Source organism: Vreelandella sp. 162(4c), from assembly GCF_058152265.1.
The window spans coordinates 5162251-5177895 of the sequence record NZ_CM176981.1 but is presented as its reverse complement, the minus strand read 5'-3'; the positions used below and the strand labels follow the sequence as shown (position 1 = coordinate 5177895).

Genomic DNA, 15645 nt, shown 5'->3' with positions numbered 1-15645 from the left:
CGCCGCGTTCCAGGGTGTTAGGCGCTCGCTTGCTCGCCCTCTTCAGCACCCTCATCTTGCTCTGCCTGCTGTTGCGCAGCGGCAAGGGCTTGCTGATAAGACATTTCAACGTCTTTAATGTTCGTTTGTTCGAGCAGCTTAGCTACCGCTTTCTCTTCGAGAATGGCAGATTTTACTTGGGTTTTCATCTGCTCGTTACCCATGTAGTAGCTAACCACCTCATCAGGATCTTGGTACTGCTCAGCAAGCTCGGTCACTTTTGCTTTGATAGCATCATCGTCAGCATCGAGTTCGTTAGCTTTGATTACTTCAGCCAGCAACAAGCCGACCTGAACGCGGCCTTTGGCCTGCTCTTCAAAGAGTTCGTTGGGCAACTGGCTGACATCAAAATCTTCGCCTAGACCAAACTGCTGCGCCGCTTGGCGCTTCATGCCGTCAGTCTCTTGTTGAACGAGCGCGCTAGGCACAGGAATTTCGTTAACCTTTTTCAGCGCATCGAGCACTTGCTGCTTAACCCGGTTATCAACGGCTTGCGACGCTTCACGGGTCATGTTCTTCTTGATTTCAGCGCGGAATTTTTCCTGATCGCCGCCTTCAACGCCAAAACGCTCGATAAACTCAGCGTCTACCTCGGGCAACTTCTGGCTGCTGACCTTATGTACGGCTACCTTGAAGGTGGCTTCTTTACCGGCTAAATGTTCGGCCTGGTAATCCTCAGGGAAGGTGACGTTAAGGGTCTTCTCTTCGCCCGCTTTAGCGCCAATTAACTGCTCTTCAAAACCAGGAATAAAGCTATTGGAACCAATGACCAGCGTGTGGCCTTCGGCACTACCGCCTTCAAAAGGCTCGTCACCGATGTAACCCTGGAAATCGATAGTGACTTGATCGCCGTCAGCTGCAGCAGCGTCCACTTCTTCCCAGGCTGCATTTTGCTTACGCAGCGTATCGATCATCTCATCGACATCCGCATCACTCACCGAAACCACCGGACGCTCAATCTCTGTACCTTCGATAGAGTTAAGCTCAACCTGCGGGTAGATCTCCATAACCGCAACGAACTCTAGGTCTTTACCGGACTCATTGACCGATGGCTCAATTTGCGGGAAGCCAGCAGGGTTCAACCCTTCTTCGGTAATAGCGCGCACATAACGCTCACGCATTACTTCGCTGACAACCTCGTTACGTACGTCTTGGCCGTAGCGCTGCTGGACTACTGCCATTGGCACCCGGCCCTGGCGAAAACCATTCAAGCGAACGTTCTTCGCAGTGTCTTTCAAGCGAGCGCTAACGGCCCCGTCAATTTCGGCCGCCGGCACTTGAATGGTAATGCGGCGTTCGATCTGGGAGGTCGTCTCGACAGAAACTTGCATGAATTGTCCTCTAACGGCTGGGCGTTGTGTTGATTGCATATAATAAGTTCAAGGGGGCAATTTTAAGAACCCCAACGCATAGTGGCAAGCGCCATGCTCGCAACATGGGGGCAGTGATTTTAAAAACAAGGCAATAAGCGAGCAATTAACCACTTTAAGGCGTGTTTAGCTTCATTATTCGCCCCACGTTGCGTAATTTTTACCATTCTACTGCTTTGTGCGTCTTGCAGCGACTTTTTCAATCACTACCGCAAAAAAAGCTAACCTGCATGACGCTCACCCGACCACCATAAGCTCAGCGCATGAAGAAGCACCCCAAGCGTAGCACCATGAGAAATGAACACCTGCCAACTGATCCAGTCCGTAAACAGCGCATGCCAGCCACCCATCACCACCATTCCCAGCAGCAGCATAACGACTAACCGTTTACATAGTTGTGGCAGACGACGACGCGCCTCCACGGCCAGTAAGCGCCACTGAACAATAGCCGCAAAAGCCACCAGCGCTAAGGCGAAGATAATCAGCGTCTGGCGGGTTTCATGCCCTCCCGCCATGTAGCGCGGCAAAGTTGCCAGCATAACGACACATAAGCCCAGCGCAACGCTGATGCGCTCAGGCGAGGTGGGGGCTCGCTGCATCGCTCAAGCCACCTCTAATTGCTGGGCAACGATCCACTCTTCCACCCAGGGCACAGCAGCATCGTCGGCCATAAAGGTCTCCATGGCATCGATCTCTAGGCGCTCCCCTAAACGCGTCGCGCCATGATCCGCCAGCAGCTCATCAAGCGCGCGGCCCGCGCCACAAAATGTATCACCATACGAGCTATCACCGAGTGCAATGAGTCCGTAGCGAAGTGTGGTAAGCGCGGGACTTTGGTCACGCAACTGCCGGACAAAGGGCACAAAACTGCCGGGAAAATCACCACTACCAGTGGTCGATACACAAAAAAGCGCCAAATCGGCGTCACCGCTGACAATATCATCAACAGATGGCTGTTCAATAATCTCCACAGCGTAACCGGCCTGTTCAAATAGGGGTTTCACCTGCTCTGCCACATCAAGGGCACCGCCATACATGGTACCCACCAAAATATTTAGCTTCGGCATCGTCACTCCCCTGTCAAAGTGTCACAGTGCCAACCGTCAAGTCGACAAATACCTGATGAATTTGCTCAAATATTAACATGGCTGGTTAGAATGAGACACATCGCCCAAACGGGTGACCCACACGCAGCGCACAGGAGTGGCTATGCAGCAAACCTTCGAGGCTTGGATCACCCCGCTAATGATTAGCGGCCTGATCATATTTATGTGTTTTATTATCTGGGATTTGGCCAAAAAATCGAACGCAGGCAAATTTGGTACCATCATGCTGTTTGTGGTGCTCGGCGCAGGCATGCTGGGTTACGTCATTAAGGTGGTGATTACCTGGCTAATCGAAGGTGGCGGCATGCAGGGGTAACAAAAGCCATCACTCCACAGGCGCGCTTATCACTATACTCATCACAACAACGCCCATCATAAAAGAGAAAAGGAGCGCCCGAAGGCACTCCTTTTTTATGAGGGGGAGTCTTGCATGACACGAGAGCAGCTACTTACCTGTGAGTAACAGCATTTCTCAAACCAAAAGACTATTCACCGCCTTCATAGTGTTCAACCTGCTGCTTAAGCTTTTGCCCTGGGCGAAACGTCACGACTCTTCGAGCAGAAATGGGAATTTCTTCACCGGTTTTGGGGTTACGCCCTGGTCGCTCGCGCTTATCTCGCAGATCAAAGTTACCAAAACCCGATAGTTTTACCTGTTCGTTCTCACGAAGGCAGGCTCTAATCTCTTCAAAAAAAGCTTCGACCATAGCCTTCGCTTCTCGTTTGGACAGGGCTAGCTCTGCATGCAAATGTTCGGCTAGCTCTGCTTTGGTCAACGCACCCATAAGGCTTCTCCTTATCCTTGAAGCAAACACAGCAACAAACGCTCTGTACCAAACGTACAGTAGCAAACGCATTGCCAAGAACGTGATAAGCATCGTGGCGTAGCCCAGGCACTCACATAGCTACTTAATTAGCCGCGCAGCTCAGCATCTAACTTGACACGCACTTGTGTCACAATTGAATCAACCAACTGATTGATTTCCTCGTCGTTTAGCGTGCGCGATGGATGCTGCCAGGTCAAGCCCAAAGCAATACTCTTGTGCTCTTCGGCCACACCTTTACCTGAATAGACGTCAAATAGCTTGATATCTTGCAGATACTCACCTGCTTGCTGCTTGGCGCAATCCAACAGCGCCTGCACAGGAGTCGCCTCTTTGAGTATAAACGCCAAATCACGGCGCACCTCAGGAAAGCGTGATAACGGTTCAAAGGCAGGAATACGGCCTTGGCTAAGCGCATCCAGACGCACTTCGAAGAGCGCCGCATCCATCTTCAAGCCAAGCGTTGCGCGCACCTGAGGGTGCAGGGTACCGATCCAACCCGCAGGCTCTCCACGATGCAGCAGCTGCGCACACTGCCCCGGATGAAGGGCCGGGTGCTCTGCAGGCTCAAAGCGCCATGCGTCAGCGTCACCGCCCAAGGCCAGGACACTCTCCAAATCGCCCTTTAGATCGTAGAAATCCACCCGCCCTTTCGCATCACTCCAGCCCTCTGCTTCCCGCGCACCACAGACCAGAGCACCAAGCATCGGGACTTGTGACAACTCATCCAGTTCGCCGTTGAAAACCAGCCCGGTTTCAAACAGCCGCACGCGGGTTTGCTGACGGTTAAGGTTATACTCCATGGCGCGCACCAAGCCGGGAAACAAACTAGCACGCATCACCGACAAATCAGCCGAGATAGGGTTAGCTAGCGCGGGGCTTACAGCATCGGGCAGCATGGTCGCTTGCAGCTCAGGAGCCACAAAGCTGTAGGTAATCGCCTCTTGGAAGCCGCGGGCAACCATCTGGCGGCGCAGCCGTGCCTGGGTAAGCGTTGCCTCGTCTGCTGAACGGAGCGCCAAGCGTGCCGCCGGCCGGCGCACCGGCAAATTATTGTAGCCATGGATACGCGCTACTTCTTCGATGAGATCCTCTTCGATGGCCAGATCAAAACGCCAACTCGGCGCAGTGACTGCCCAGCCGGCATCCTGCACGCTGACTTCAAGCCCTAGGCGTTGCAAGATATCAGTTACATCATCACTATCGAGAGCCTTGGAAAGCGCTTTTTCTAACCGTTCACTGCGCAAGAAAATAGCGCGCTCAGCAGGCATACGCTCAGCACTTTGCGCTTCAACAAGAGGCCCTGCTTGGCCGCCGCAGATATCAATCAAAAGCTGTGTGGCGCGCTCAACGGCAACTGGTGTCAATTGCGGATCGACGCCGCGCTCAAAACGGTGCGATGCATCTGTGTGTAGCCCGTAGGAGCGCGCCTGCCCCGCAATGGCAAGCGGAGTGAAGAACGCTGATTCAAGGAAAATAGTCTGGGTATTTTCATTAACGCCGGAGTTTTCCCCACCCATCACACCTGCCATGGCTAGCGGGCCTGAGCTGTCGGCAATGATCAACGTTTCGGGGCGCAGCGCCATATCACTACCATCAAGCAGTGTTAGCCGTTCGCCCGGCTTGGCCATGCGAACCACTATGCCCTCTTGCAGGTTGTGGCGGTCAAAGGCGTGCATCGGCTGGCCCAATTCCAGCATGACGTAGTTGGTAATATCCACCACTGGGTCAATCGAGCGCACGCCACTGCGGCGAAGACGTTCTACCATCCACAGCGGTGTTTCAGCCTTAACATTAACGCCCTTGATTACGCGACCAATATAGCGCGGGCACTGCTCTGGTGCCTCTACGCTCACCGCGAAGCTATCCTCAACCTCCGCGGCCACCGGTGCGATTACGGGCCCGTTAACCGGCAAACGGTTAAGCACGCCGACCTCTCGCGCCATCCCCTTAATACTCAGGCAGTCTCCCCGGTTGGGCGTCAGATCGACCTCAATCGTCATGTCATTAAGATGCATGAACTCTCTGAAATCGCCCCCCACCGGCGCAGATGACGACAGCACCAGGATGCCGGGCGAGGTCTCTTCTTCAAGCCCCAGCTCCGATGCAGAACAAATCATCCCGCGCGATTCAACGCCGCGTAGCTTGGCTTTTTTGATTTTAAAATCACCTGGCAGCACGCCACCCACCTGGGCAAAGGGGATTTTCTGACCAACATCAACATTGGGTGCACCGCAGACAACCTGCACAGGCTCGCCACTACCGTCATCAACGGTGCACACATTGAGCTTATCCGCGTCAGGGTGCTTCTCTTTACTCAGCACCTCAGCCACCACTACACCGCTGAATGCGGCGGCTACCGGCTCAATAGCGTCGACTTCCAAGCCCGCCATGGTGATTTGGTCGGCCATTGCCTGCGTTTCAAGCTGCGGCGAAACCCACTCACGCAGCCACTGTTCTGAAAATTTCATCGTTGATCCTGTATTCGGCGGCGGTCTTAAGCGAATTGACGTAAAAAACGCAGATCGTTTTCAAAGAACAGGCGTAAATCATTCACGCCGTAGCGCAGCATTGCCAAACGCTCAGCCCCCATTCCGAAGGCAAAACCGGTATAGCGCTCGGTATCAATACCCGAGTGACGAAAGACTTCAGGATGCACCATGCCGCATCCCATCACTTCCAGCCAGCCGCTGTGGGAACAGACACGACAACCTGATCCACTACACATCACACACTGAATATCCACTTCGGCGGAGGGCTCAGTGAATGGAAAGTAGGATGGACGGAAACGCACCGAAAGGTCGTCGCGCTCAAAAAATGCCTGCAGAAAGTCTTCGATCGTTCCTTTAAGGTCGGCAAAGCTAACCCCCTCATCGACCAGCAAGCCCTCCACTTGGTGGAACATGGGGGTGTGAGTCAAATCTGAATCGCTGCGATAGACCCGCCCCGGGCAAACGATACGGATAGGTGGCTCACTACTTTTCATAGTACGCACTTGCACCGGCGAGGTGTGAGTACGCAGCAAGCGCGTGGCGTCAAAATAGAAGGTATCAGCCATACCGCGAGCGGGATGGTGCGCGGGAATGTTGAGGGCTTCGAAGTTGTGATAATCGTCTTCAATTTCAGGCCCTACCGCCACGTCATAACCAATACGTGTGAACAGCCCCTCTATGCGCTCAAGCGTACGCGTGACGGGATGCAACCCACCGCTGGCCTGACCACGCCCTGGCAATGTGACATCGATACTTTCAGCGGCCAAACGGGCATTCAGCGCCTCACTTTCAAGCTGTTCGCGCTTAGCATCAATTTCGTCGGCCAGCGTTTGCTTGGCTTGATTAATACGCTCGCCTGCTGCCGGGCGTTCTTCGGCTGACAGCTTCCCCAGGCCCTTCAGCAAGGCAGTTACCTCACCTTTCTTACCTAAGTAGCGTACTCGTAACTCGTCTAGTGCGGCGACACTCTGCGCAGCCTGAATGGCGTCGCGAGCCTCAGATACCAGAGTAGGAAGGTGATCCATCCGTTTCACTCCGAATTAAGCGGTGTCCATCCGTGAAGATGGCGTGGCACGTTGAAGGTGACAAAAAAACAGGGGAAGAGCGGCTGCTCTTCCCCTGGATGGGTCACTCTGAAATGACCTCAGGCACGTAACACGGGCACAAGCCCTGTGCATATTACCTTATTGGGCAGCCTTGGCTTTTTCCACGATGGCAGCAAATGCAGCCTTCTCGTGTACTGCCAAATCGGCCAATACTTTACGGTCGATTTCGATACCGGCTTTCTTAAGACCGCCAACAAAGCGGCTGTAAGACATACCGTTAACACGCGCACCAGCGTTAATACGCTGGATCCATAGCGCGCGGAACTGGCGCTTACGATTGCGACGGTCACGGTAAGCGTACTGACCAGCTTTGATAACAGCTTGCTTGGCAACACGGAAAACGCGTGAACGGGCACCGTAGTAACCTTTGGCAAGCTTCAATACTTTTTTATGGCGACGACGCGCTACTACGCCACGTTTAACTCGAGTCATAACACACTCCTGACTTTAAGGCTGAGGCAAAAAAAATGTGCACTCAGAAAAACGAAAACCCGACTTATAGATTCGGCAGCATACGCTGGATGAGCGCTTTATCAGACGCGTGGATCTGCTTCATTCCACGCAATTGACGCTTACGCTTGGTCGATTTCTTGGTCAAGATGTGGCTACGGTGAGACTGCTTGTGCTTAAAGCCATTAGCAGTCTTCTTGAAGCGCTTGGCAGCGCCGCTGTTGCTTTTGATTTTCGGCATGAGGAAAACTCCGCTCGATATTTTTTAGAAAACCCAGGGCCGACCACCAGTTTAACGGTGGCCCGTTGACATCGCCGTTGGATCACTTCTTTTTCGGGGCAATAATCATGATCATCTGGCGGCCTTCCATTTTAGGAAAGGCCTCTACCACTCCGATCTCTTCCAGGTCTGCCGCGATCCTTTCCATCAGCTTACGGCCGATATCCTGGTGCGCCATTTCACGACCACGGAAGCGCAGTGTGACTTTGCCCTTGTCACCACCTTCCAAAAAGCGCGTCAGGTTTTTAAGCTTGACCTGATAATCGCCTTCATCGGTGCCAGGACGGAATTTGACTTCCTTAACCTGGATTTGCTTCTGCTTCTTCTTTTGAGCCGCTTTCTGCTTCTTGGTCTCAAAAACGAATTTGCCGTAATCCATAATCTTACAGACGATGGGATCGGCATTCGAAATTTGCACGAGATCTAAGCTTTCAGATTCAGCACGCTCTAGCGCTTCGGTGGTGGGCACAACGCCCAACTGCTCACCGTCGCTACCAATAAGGCGTACTTCTTCTTCGACAATTCGCTCGTTCATTGGTGGGCGTTTGTCTGCTGGACGCCCGCGCTGGTTGCTTCTCTTGATCGTTCCGTCTCCTTAGGCCATTGACGATGTCGCCAGGGCTGCTCTCTCGGCAGTATGGCGTTCAATAAATTCATCGACCGTCATTGTACCGAGGTTTTCGCCGCTGCGTGTTCGCACGGCCACTGAGTCAGCTTCGACTTCCTTATCTCCCACCACAAGGAGATAGGGAACTTTCTGTAATGTATGCTCACGGATTTTAAAGCCGATCTTCTCGTTCCTCAAGTCCGCTTTAACACGCAAGCCACTTTTTTGCAGACGTTTCTCCAATTCGAGCGCATATTCACGCTGCGAATCGGTGATAGTCATGACAACCGCCTGCTGAGGCGCAAGCCATAATGGCATAGCGCCCGCATAATGTTCAATCAAGATGCCAATGAAGCGCTCCATGGAGCCTACAATAGCACGATGCAGCATTACCGGCGACTTACGCTGACCTTCTTCAGTCACATACTGAGCCCCAAGCCGCTCTGGCATCATAAAATCGACCTGCATAGTGCCGACCTGCCATTCACGCCCCAGACAGTCTTTCATATGATATTCAATCTTGGGGCCGTAGAACGCGCCTTCGCCAGGAAGTTCCTGCCACTCGACGCCACAAGTTTTCAATGCGCTACGCAGCGCATCTTCTGCCCGATCCCAAACCTCATCACTTCCAATGCGCTTTTCCGGGCGAAGAGCAATTTTAATAGCTATATCTTCAAAGCCGAAATCACTATACACCTTTAGCGCTTGGCGATGAAAATCAGTCACTTCAGGCTCAACTTGAGCTTCAGTACAGAAAACATGGCCATCATCTTGCGTAAATGCCCGCACACGCATAATGCCGTGTAAAGCACCTGAAGGCTCGTTACGGTGGCATCCACCAAACTCACCAAAACGAACGGGCAATTCGCGATAGCTACGCAAACCAGAATTAAACACCTGAACATGTCCAGGGCAGTTCATCGGCTTAAGAGCATACTCACGCTTTTCGGATTCAGTAAAGAACATGCCGTCCGCGTAGTTATCCCAGTGCCCTGATTTTTTCCAAAGCGATACGTCCATAATCTGAGGACAGCGTATTTCTTGATAACCACCCTCTTTATAGACGCCCCGCATATATTGTTCGATCTGCTGCCATAGCGCCCAGCCGTTTGGATGCCAGAATATCATCCCCGGCGCCTCTTCCTGCATGTGGAAGAGATCCAACCGACGCGCCAACTTACGGTGATCGCGTTTCTCCGCCTCTTCGAGACGTTTGACGTAAGCCTTCAGCTGTTTTTTATCACCCCACGCGGTGCCGTAGATACGCGTCAACATAGTATTTGCAGCGTCACCGCGCCAATAAGCACCGGCCAACTTGGTCAACTTAAAGGCTTTTAAGTGGCGGGTATTTGGCACATGAGGCCCGCGGCACATATCGGTGTATTCTTCGTGATGATAAAGCCGGATGGTCGCGTCATCGGGAATATCGCGAACAATTTCCTGCTTATAAGGTTCATCGCGGTGTAAAAAAGTCAGCATTGCCTGGTCACGATCAACATACTCGCGTACCACATCGTACTCACGCTCTATCAGTGACTGCATACGCGCTTCGATGGCTTCCAGGTCTTCCGGTGTGACAGATTGACCAAACTCAATATCGTAGTAGAAACCATCTTCAATAACTGGCCCGATGGCCATTTTGGCCTCGGGGTACATCTGCTTAACCGCATGACCAATGAGGTGAGCGCAGGAGTGGCGAATAATTTCCAGCCCTTCAGCGTCACGGGCAGTAATTATCGCCACCGTTGCGTCTTGCTCGATCAGGTCAGCGGCATCTACCAGCACACCATCGATCTTTCCAGCGATACAGGCCTTAGCCAAACCAGGGCCAATGGATTCTGCGAGCTGCATAATGGTTAGCGGTGCTTCAAACGTCTTTTGACTGCCGTCAGGCAGAGTAACAATAGGCATTCAGATTCCTTGAGCGCAGTGGTGATCCATACCAAGGATCACATATCGCTATCAATGGTCTTGGGAGAGGTGTAAATGTACCAACATAAAACAGCAGCAAGACTAGCAGACTTGCCGACCGCTTAAAATAAAAACGGGAGGCATAAGCCTCCCGTTTCTTTACCTGTGGATTGCCGCTAGCACTTTATAACCAAACCGCAAACCTCAGATGATAAGTGAACTTAGTTCCACTCATCCAGTTCAACGCGACGGTTCTGGAAGCGACCTTCTTCAGTCTCGTTAGAGGCGACCGGACGCTCTTCACCGTAACCTACCGCACGCATGCGGTTAGCTTCTACGCCACGGCTCGCCAAGTAGTTAGCAACAGATTGAGCACGCTCTTGTGACAAGTTTTTGTTGTACTCGTCAGAACCGCGTGAATCAGTGTGGCCTTCGATGCTTACGCGAACATCAGGGTTGCTGACCAAGCGCTCTGCAACACCGTTAAGCACGCTCTGAGCGTTAGAGGTTAACTGAGCAGAATCAAACTCGAAGTTAACATCTTCCAGAACTACGCTATCCGGGCAACCCAGGGCGTTCACTTCTACACCAGCAGGAGTGTTCGGGCACTGATCACGGTAATCGGGCACACCGTCGTTATCGGAGTCAAGCGGGCAACCGTTGGCATTAACTTCAACGCCAGCGGGAGTGCCTGGGCACTGATCGCGGTAGTCCGGCACGCCATCACCGTCAGAATCTAACGGGCATCCCTCGGCGTCAACTGCGACACCAGCAGGCACTTCGCCATAGCTCGGGCACTGAGGTGCAACCGGCTCAGGCGTACGATCAGCACATAGCAGACCGCCGATAGCAGCACCAGCTGCGGCACCAGTAGCAGCACCGCTCTCTTCATCAGAACTACTGCTGGTGGCGTAGCCAATGCTGCCACCGATAACGCCGCCTGCCAGACCACATACCGCAGGGTGCTGGTACCAGCTGCGGTCGCTGCTAGCGCTTGCTTGGCCGGAAGACTGTGAGGCCGAGCTGGCACAGCCAGATAGACCTACTACCAGTGCGGAACCGATGAGCAAGCCAGTCGTTGATTTTTTCATGCAAGACTCCTTCTTGATCCAATGCTGAAATGGCCATAAGTGACCAAATCTATCCAATGCTTCTTATTGCGAGAGCATCCATTTTTCGCCTGCTCCATATCGCTGTTGATAGTATCAAGCTACCAGTACCAATAATCACGTACTAATTACTCAACACCCAGTCGATATAGAGCGATGTGCCTATCATTCACGCTTAAGCGCAGGAAGGCAACAATGCCAAGATATCAACTTCTTGCCAATACCGACATCCTTCAGCATAGCAAAATTGCCGCAATGGGCACTAAAAATTAGCTTGCTATGCTTTTGGGCGGTTTAAACCGCTCAAAACCTGTCATTAATGCAGCGCTTTTCTGCCTTGGGCACGCCATTTCAGCACTGCCCGAGCTGCCTCCAATACGGCATCGCGCATATCATTTTCTACCATCAGCCGCTCTTTGTCTTCCTGCATACGCTCTCGGGGGGACAACTGTTGACGAGCGGTATGGGTATTCAGGTGTTGAGTGCGGCTGTAGTGCTCGGCAAATGCCTTAAATTCAGTTCGTTCCGTTAAACTAGGATCAATGATTTCCAGTAACACCTTGCACCGCCAGGCGCCTTCGGTAATATCGACCTGCTCCTGAACCAGTGCGCTTGCTACATAATCGAGGTTTTCTAAGCTATTTTGTTGGGCGCGAGCGTCTTCATCGCGACGATAAGCTTCTCGACGACTCACCTCTTTGCGTAACGACCATGCGTAGAAACACAACCCTACAATGACTGCAATCGCCACGGCGAGTAATACCAGCGCTACCGTTGAGCTCATGAAACTCCTCATTCAGCGGATAAATTGCTTGACGAAAATTGTACACCCTTATACCACTATTCTGCCAATAGCATCTAGGCTTGCTTCTCTTCTGACTGCATAGCTGTCCAACTCTTGTTTGGATCACCAAGCAAGCGCCGCAGCGTAGTGATCAAGTAATAGCGCCCCAAAAACACCTAATAAATAGCGAATTGAGAACCAGAATGCGCCGATAGGAGCAGCAGGATCCTGACCACGCCACACTCGCCAATTCCACACCATGAAGCGCGCATTCAGGCACAGCACGACCACTAGGTAGAGCGCGCCGCTCATGCCTATCATCACCGGCAGTAAGGTGGCTAACACCGTTAACCACCCATACAGCCAAATTTGCAGCCGCGTAAAAGGAATGCCGTGGGTAACGGGCAGCATGGGGATACCAGCCCGGGCATAATCATCGCGCTTGTGAATGGCCAGCGCCCAAAAATGGGGCGGCGTCCAGGCAAAAATAATCAGCATTAAAAGCAAAGGCTCGGGGGTAATTTGCCCAGTAATAGCGACCCACCCCAGCAGTGGCGGCGCAGCGCCAGCAACGCCTCCAATGACGATATTTTGTGGTGTCGCCCGCTTTAAAAAAGCGGTATAAATCAGCGCATAACCAATTAGGGAGGCAAAGGTTAGCGCAGCCGTTAAATGGTTAACCTGCCACACCAATAGCGCCACACCCGCGACTGAAAGCAAGCACGCCCAACCTAGAGCGATTGCCACGGGTAGACGTTTACTTGCCAAAGGACGACGAGACGTTCGTGTCATTACCGCGTCCAAGTGGCGGTCGATGACATGGTTAAAAGCCGCCGCACCGCAAGAGGCCAAGCCGATACCGGCTAGCCCAAGGACTACGTTCGTCAATGGTGGTAGGCCCGGGGTTGCTAACGCCATTCCTACGGCAGCACACACCAACATAACGGCAACAACTTTCATCTTGCACAGACCAAGGAGCTCTTTCCAGCCCCACACCATAGAAGGCACTGCCGTGGGTAGCGTCATTGTTATATTTCGCATGGCATGCTTCCCTTTTATTGAACGATAACGTTGTTATAAGGTGAATGAGTCGTCGTTGAGTAAACGCCAGCCTCATGATAGCGCCAACGCCACCAGGCCCAAACGAGCCCAACGGCCAACGCAATGGCGCCCGCTGTGTGCAGTAGCGCCAGCCAAAGCGGCAACCAAAGCACCACATTGGCCACCCCCAATGCAGCCTGCAGCACATACAAACCGACGACAATCGCTAGCGGCCTTACCACATTCTGCCACTGTCGATAACGCCACCAGAGCACTATTAGCCCGACACCAAGCAACAATGCCCCCAGGCGATGTACCACTTGAATCGCGGTACGTGCATCGGCATGTAAATGCCCATGTAGGTAATTGGGCCCCACGGTCTGGGTAAGATGGAAGCCCTCGCTGATATCCATCGCGGGCATCCACTGGCCATTACAAGTAGGAAAACCTTGGCAGGCAATACCGGCATAATTGCTGGACACCCACCCACCTAGAGCCAATTGCACTACCAGCAAACATGCCGCAATACCCCACCACGCATTCACTCGCCGAGGCTCACTTGTTGGCTTTGGCGCCACAGCGAGGCGTAAGCGAAGATGCAGCCAAAAGAGCAGCAGCAGCACACTCAACCCGCCCAGGAGGTGAAGGGTAACGACTTGAGGCCATAACTTGAGCGTAACGGTGAAGGCACCAAAGGCGCCCTGGAGCAAAATAACCACCAGCAGCATCAAGCTTAGGTGCCATGGGTAATCGCGACGATGACGCAACGGCCAGCCCAAGGCTACAACGCTAACGATCACCAATCCCAACAGCGTCGCGATATAGCGATGTACCATTTCTACCCACGCTTTAAAGGGCTCCAACGGGACATCGGGATGATGAAGCGTGGCAAGATCATTATCAGGAACTAATAGCTTGCCGTAGCAACCCGGCCAGTCAGGGCAGCCTAAACCAGCATCGACTAAACGCGTCCAGGCGCCTACCAGCATCACTACGGCAGTAAATAGAGTACCTACCAGCGTTAATCGCACTAACCAGCGCAAGCGGCGCTCAAATGAATCGTGCATGGCGTTTCCTTAACAGCAGAGGCTAGCGCGCTTTATTGAGGATTCACTTTAAGTAGATGCTGGATATCCTCGAGCACATCCTCAGTGGCTACGTTGGCCTCAAAGGCCAGTGCTGGTCGCCCCATTGGATCAAGCAGCCAAGCCGAGTTGGCTTGACGCCACGGAGGTAAGTGCTGCCATTCGCTGGTCATTTCTCCTGGCAGCGATTCGGGATCCCCACCAATCCGTAAGCGAGTTAACCTCGGCGCTTCGCGCCCTAAAGCACGGTGTAAACGCCAAAACTCATCCTTACGCTGCTCACACTGCTGAGAGCAGTCAAAGGCCAAGACCCACTCCTCTTGGCTATTGACCGCAGCTATTGTTAAAGGCCACTCGTCAAGCATGGGCAATTCCAGCTCCACATTTCCGTGAGCAGTATGGCGATCGGGAATACCGATGCGTAACTCGACCATTCCCCAAGCAGCGACCATGGGCGCCGCAAAAACGACAAAAATAAGGATTAACTTGAGCCGCTGACGGCGAATATGTCTGGCGTCCTGCATACTTTTCACCTCTGTTTATTTTTATTAACTAAAGCTTTTTTATCAGCGCCATCGCGACGCAGTTTATATCCGCCAATAAACATCACCATCAAGGCCGCCAGTGCCAGCCCCCACCATTGAAAGGCATAGCCCATATGCCGACTGGGCGGCATCACATTGGCTTCCCACCATGGGATTAAGACCCCATCGCCTTCGCTGGCGTGCAACCAGCCTGGGTAACTAAACGCGCCTAGCGAAGCGTGCCAGGGTTCAAGGCTAAGCTGCTGCAGCCTTGCCCCTTCTCTATTTTCCCCATATAGCGGCCCGCCAGACTGTACCTCCTGCCACTCGCCAATCACTTCGACCGTACCGCTGGGTGTGGTTGTCTGCGGCGTTTCGCGACGCGGCCCGGTGGCTAAAAAGCCACGCTGTACCAGCCAAAGCTGCCCGAAACTATCACGCAGCGGGGTTAGTACGGCCACCCCCACTCTTCCGTCTACAACGCGATTATCCAAATAGAGCGTTTGCTCCGCCAAATACTGCCCACGCAACGTTACCTGGGCGCCTTGCGCTGGCTGCTCGGTAGGCTGCACTAAGGTAGGGGCTGCATCGCGAACGGCGATGGCCAACCGCTTGTCATCTGCCCGTTCCCACTGCCATAGTCCTAAACTAATACCTAACGCCACCAGCAAACTCCAAAACAGATACCAACTATAAAAACGCCATTGCCGAGAGGGATTCATCATGTGGTTACAACTACTCATTGCCGCCGTGTTTATTGCGATGGTTATCAGCTTGGCCGTAGGCGCCATTTTCCTGATTAGAGATAACGTCTCTTCCCGCCGCCTACTACTCTCTCTCAAATGGAGAATTGGATTAGCCTGTCTGCTCATGGCCCTCATTATTTTCGGCTATTGGTCGGGCCAGTTAGGCTAATG

18 protein-coding genes are annotated in these 15645 nt (G+C 52.9%); 2 read left to right on the top strand and 16 right to left on the bottom strand.

All coding sequences use genetic code 11. The features are described from left to right. Positions 1-17 precede the first annotated feature (17 nt). The 3 genes from tig to AC4EYZ_RS23895 all read right to left on the bottom strand — a co-directional run bounded on the left by tig (position 18) and on the right by AC4EYZ_RS23895 (position 2476). Positions 18-1370, bottom strand: coding sequence for a trigger factor (gene tig, locus AC4EYZ_RS23905; protein ID WP_233975189.1), 1353 nt, complete (start codon positions 1368-1370; stop codon positions 18-20). Positions 1371-1630: 260 nt separating this feature from the next. Beyond that, on the bottom strand, positions 1631-2008 hold the full coding sequence (locus tag AC4EYZ_RS23900) for a hypothetical protein (protein ID WP_022523304.1): 378 nt from the start codon (positions 2006-2008) through the stop codon (positions 1631-1633). Between the two features lie 3 nt (positions 2009-2011). Next, positions 2012-2476 carry a flavodoxin gene (locus tag AC4EYZ_RS23895; RefSeq protein ID WP_022523303.1) on the bottom strand — a complete coding sequence of 155 codons (465 nt, stop codon included), beginning with the start codon at positions 2474-2476 and terminating at the stop codon, positions 2012-2014. A 142-nt stretch (positions 2477-2618) separates the two neighbouring features. On the opposite strand from AC4EYZ_RS23895, the gene AC4EYZ_RS23890 reads away from it, so the two are divergent. After that, the gene (locus AC4EYZ_RS23890) at positions 2619-2831 is read left to right on the top strand and encodes a DUF2788 domain-containing protein (protein ID WP_022523302.1); all 213 of its coding nucleotides are present in this window, start codon (positions 2619-2621) and stop codon (positions 2829-2831) included. A 169-nt stretch (positions 2832-3000) separates the two neighbouring features. On the opposite strand, the gene AC4EYZ_RS23885 is transcribed toward AC4EYZ_RS23890, so the two are convergent. The 13 genes from AC4EYZ_RS23885 to AC4EYZ_RS23825 form a co-directional block, all read right to left on the bottom strand. After that, a complete protein-coding gene (locus tag AC4EYZ_RS23885) occupies positions 3001-3300 on the bottom strand; it encodes an integration host factor subunit alpha (protein ID WP_022523301.1) in 300 nt (99 codons plus the stop codon). Between the two features lie 128 nt (positions 3301-3428). Continuing rightward, positions 3429-5810, bottom strand: a complete 2382-nt coding sequence (gene pheT, locus AC4EYZ_RS23880) for a phenylalanine--tRNA ligase subunit beta (protein WP_474191629.1) — start codon at positions 5808-5810, stop codon at positions 3429-3431. Between the two features lie 26 nt (positions 5811-5836). Then, on the bottom strand, positions 5837-6856 hold the full coding sequence (gene pheS / locus AC4EYZ_RS23875; protein ID WP_022523299.1) for a phenylalanine--tRNA ligase subunit alpha: 1020 nt from the start codon (positions 6854-6856) through the stop codon (positions 5837-5839). A 159-nt stretch (positions 6857-7015) separates the two neighbouring features. Further along, a complete protein-coding gene (gene rplT, locus AC4EYZ_RS23870; RefSeq protein WP_007114344.1) occupies positions 7016-7369 on the bottom strand; it encodes a 50S ribosomal protein L20 in 354 nt (117 codons plus the stop codon). Positions 7370-7433: 64 nt separating this feature from the next. Then, a complete protein-coding gene (rpmI, locus tag AC4EYZ_RS23865; protein WP_027959586.1) occupies positions 7434-7628 on the bottom strand; it encodes a 50S ribosomal protein L35 in 195 nt (64 codons plus the stop codon). 82 nt (positions 7629-7710) lie between these two features. Next, complete coding sequence (gene infC / locus AC4EYZ_RS23860; protein ID WP_009287797.1) at positions 7711-8202, bottom strand: translation initiation factor IF-3; 492 nt, start codon at positions 8200-8202, stop codon at positions 7711-7713. A 60-nt stretch (positions 8203-8262) separates the two neighbouring features. Next, positions 8263-10185: a threonine--tRNA ligase gene (gene thrS / locus AC4EYZ_RS23855; RefSeq protein ID WP_009287796.1), complete on the bottom strand. Its 1923-nt coding sequence runs from the start codon at positions 10183-10185 to the stop codon at positions 8263-8265. A 221-nt stretch (positions 10186-10406) separates the two neighbouring features. After that, positions 10407-11276, bottom strand: coding sequence for an OmpA family protein (locus AC4EYZ_RS23850; RefSeq protein ID WP_022523297.1), 870 nt, complete (start codon positions 11274-11276; stop codon positions 10407-10409). Positions 11277-11610: 334 nt separating this feature from the next. Next, a complete protein-coding gene (locus tag AC4EYZ_RS23845) occupies positions 11611-12078 on the bottom strand; it encodes a DUF2489 domain-containing protein (RefSeq protein WP_022523296.1) in 468 nt (155 codons plus the stop codon). 123 nt (positions 12079-12201) lie between these two features. Then, the gene (cyoE, locus tag AC4EYZ_RS23840) at positions 12202-13119 is read right to left on the bottom strand and encodes a heme o synthase (RefSeq protein WP_022523295.1); all 918 of its coding nucleotides are present in this window, start codon (positions 13117-13119) and stop codon (positions 12202-12204) included. Between the two features lie 14 nt (positions 13120-13133). After that, the gene (locus AC4EYZ_RS23835) at positions 13134-14186 is read right to left on the bottom strand and encodes a COX15/CtaA family protein (RefSeq protein ID WP_009287793.1); all 1053 of its coding nucleotides are present in this window, start codon (positions 14184-14186) and stop codon (positions 13134-13136) included. A gap of 32 nt (positions 14187-14218) precedes the next feature. Further along, positions 14219-14728: a hypothetical protein gene (locus tag AC4EYZ_RS23830; protein WP_027959588.1), complete on the bottom strand. Its 510-nt coding sequence runs from the start codon at positions 14726-14728 to the stop codon at positions 14219-14221. Positions 14729-14733: 5 nt separating this feature from the next. Then, positions 14734-15453 (bottom strand): SURF1 family protein, encoded by a 720-nt coding sequence (locus AC4EYZ_RS23825; RefSeq protein ID WP_041159466.1) that lies wholly within the window; start codon positions 15451-15453, stop codon positions 14734-14736. Between AC4EYZ_RS23825 and AC4EYZ_RS23820 the strand changes: the two genes are divergently transcribed. Continuing rightward, positions 15452-15643: a DUF2909 family protein gene (locus tag AC4EYZ_RS23820; RefSeq protein WP_022523292.1), complete on the top strand. Its 192-nt coding sequence runs from the start codon at positions 15452-15454 to the stop codon at positions 15641-15643. The genes AC4EYZ_RS23825 and AC4EYZ_RS23820 overlap by 2 nt on opposite strands. The last annotated feature ends 2 nt before the right edge of the window (positions 15644-15645 follow it).

Bases quoted from the DNA above. Each gene is read 5' to 3' on its own strand.
- tig (WP_233975189.1), bottom strand. From the start codon at position 1,370: ATGCAAGTTTCTGTCGAGACGACCTCCCAGATCGAACGCCGCATTACC.
- thrS (WP_009287796.1), bottom strand. From the start codon at position 10,185: ATGCCTATTGTTACTCTGCCTGACGGCAGTCAAAAGACGTTTGAAGCA.
- AC4EYZ_RS23830 (WP_027959588.1), bottom strand. From the start codon at position 14,728: ATGCAGGACGCCAGACATATTCGCCGTCAGCGGCTCAAGTTAATCCTT.
- pheS (WP_022523299.1), bottom strand. From the start codon at position 6,856: ATGGATCACCTTCCTACTCTGGTATCTGAGGCTCGCGACGCCATTCAG.
- infC (WP_009287797.1), bottom strand. From the start codon at position 8,202: ATGAACGAGCGAATTGTCGAAGAAGAAGTACGCCTTATTGGTAGCGAC.
- AC4EYZ_RS23835 (WP_009287793.1), bottom strand. From the start codon at position 14,186: ATGCACGATTCATTTGAGCGCCGCTTGCGCTGGTTAGTGCGATTAACG.
- cyoE (WP_022523295.1), bottom strand. From the start codon at position 13,119: ATGCGAAATATAACAATGACGCTACCCACGGCAGTGCCTTCTATGGTG.
- AC4EYZ_RS23890 (WP_022523302.1), top strand. From the start codon at position 2,619: ATGCAGCAAACCTTCGAGGCTTGGATCACCCCGCTAATGATTAGCGGC.
- AC4EYZ_RS23900 (WP_022523304.1), bottom strand. From the start codon at position 2,008: ATGCAGCGAGCCCCCACCTCGCCTGAGCGCATCAGCGTTGCGCTGGGC.
- rpmI (WP_027959586.1), bottom strand. From the start codon at position 7,628: ATGCCGAAAATCAAAAGCAACAGCGGCGCTGCCAAGCGCTTCAAGAAG.
- pheT (WP_474191629.1), bottom strand. From the start codon at position 5,810: ATGAAATTTTCAGAACAGTGGCTGCGTGAGTGGGTTTCGCCGCAGCTT.
- AC4EYZ_RS23820 (WP_022523292.1), top strand. From the start codon at position 15,452: ATGTGGTTACAACTACTCATTGCCGCCGTGTTTATTGCGATGGTTATC.
- AC4EYZ_RS23895 (WP_022523303.1), bottom strand. From the start codon at position 2,476: ATGCCGAAGCTAAATATTTTGGTGGGTACCATGTATGGCGGTGCCCTT.
- AC4EYZ_RS23885 (WP_022523301.1), bottom strand. From the start codon at position 3,300: ATGGGTGCGTTGACCAAAGCAGAGCTAGCCGAACATTTGCATGCAGAG.
- AC4EYZ_RS23850 (WP_022523297.1), bottom strand. From the start codon at position 11,276: ATGAAAAAATCAACGACTGGCTTGCTCATCGGTTCCGCACTGGTAGTA.
- AC4EYZ_RS23845 (WP_022523296.1), bottom strand. From the start codon at position 12,078: ATGAGCTCAACGGTAGCGCTGGTATTACTCGCCGTGGCGATTGCAGTC.
- rplT (WP_007114344.1), bottom strand. From the start codon at position 7,369: ATGACTCGAGTTAAACGTGGCGTAGTAGCGCGTCGTCGCCATAAAAAA.
- AC4EYZ_RS23825 (WP_041159466.1), bottom strand. From the start codon at position 15,453: ATGATGAATCCCTCTCGGCAATGGCGTTTTTATAGTTGGTATCTGTTT.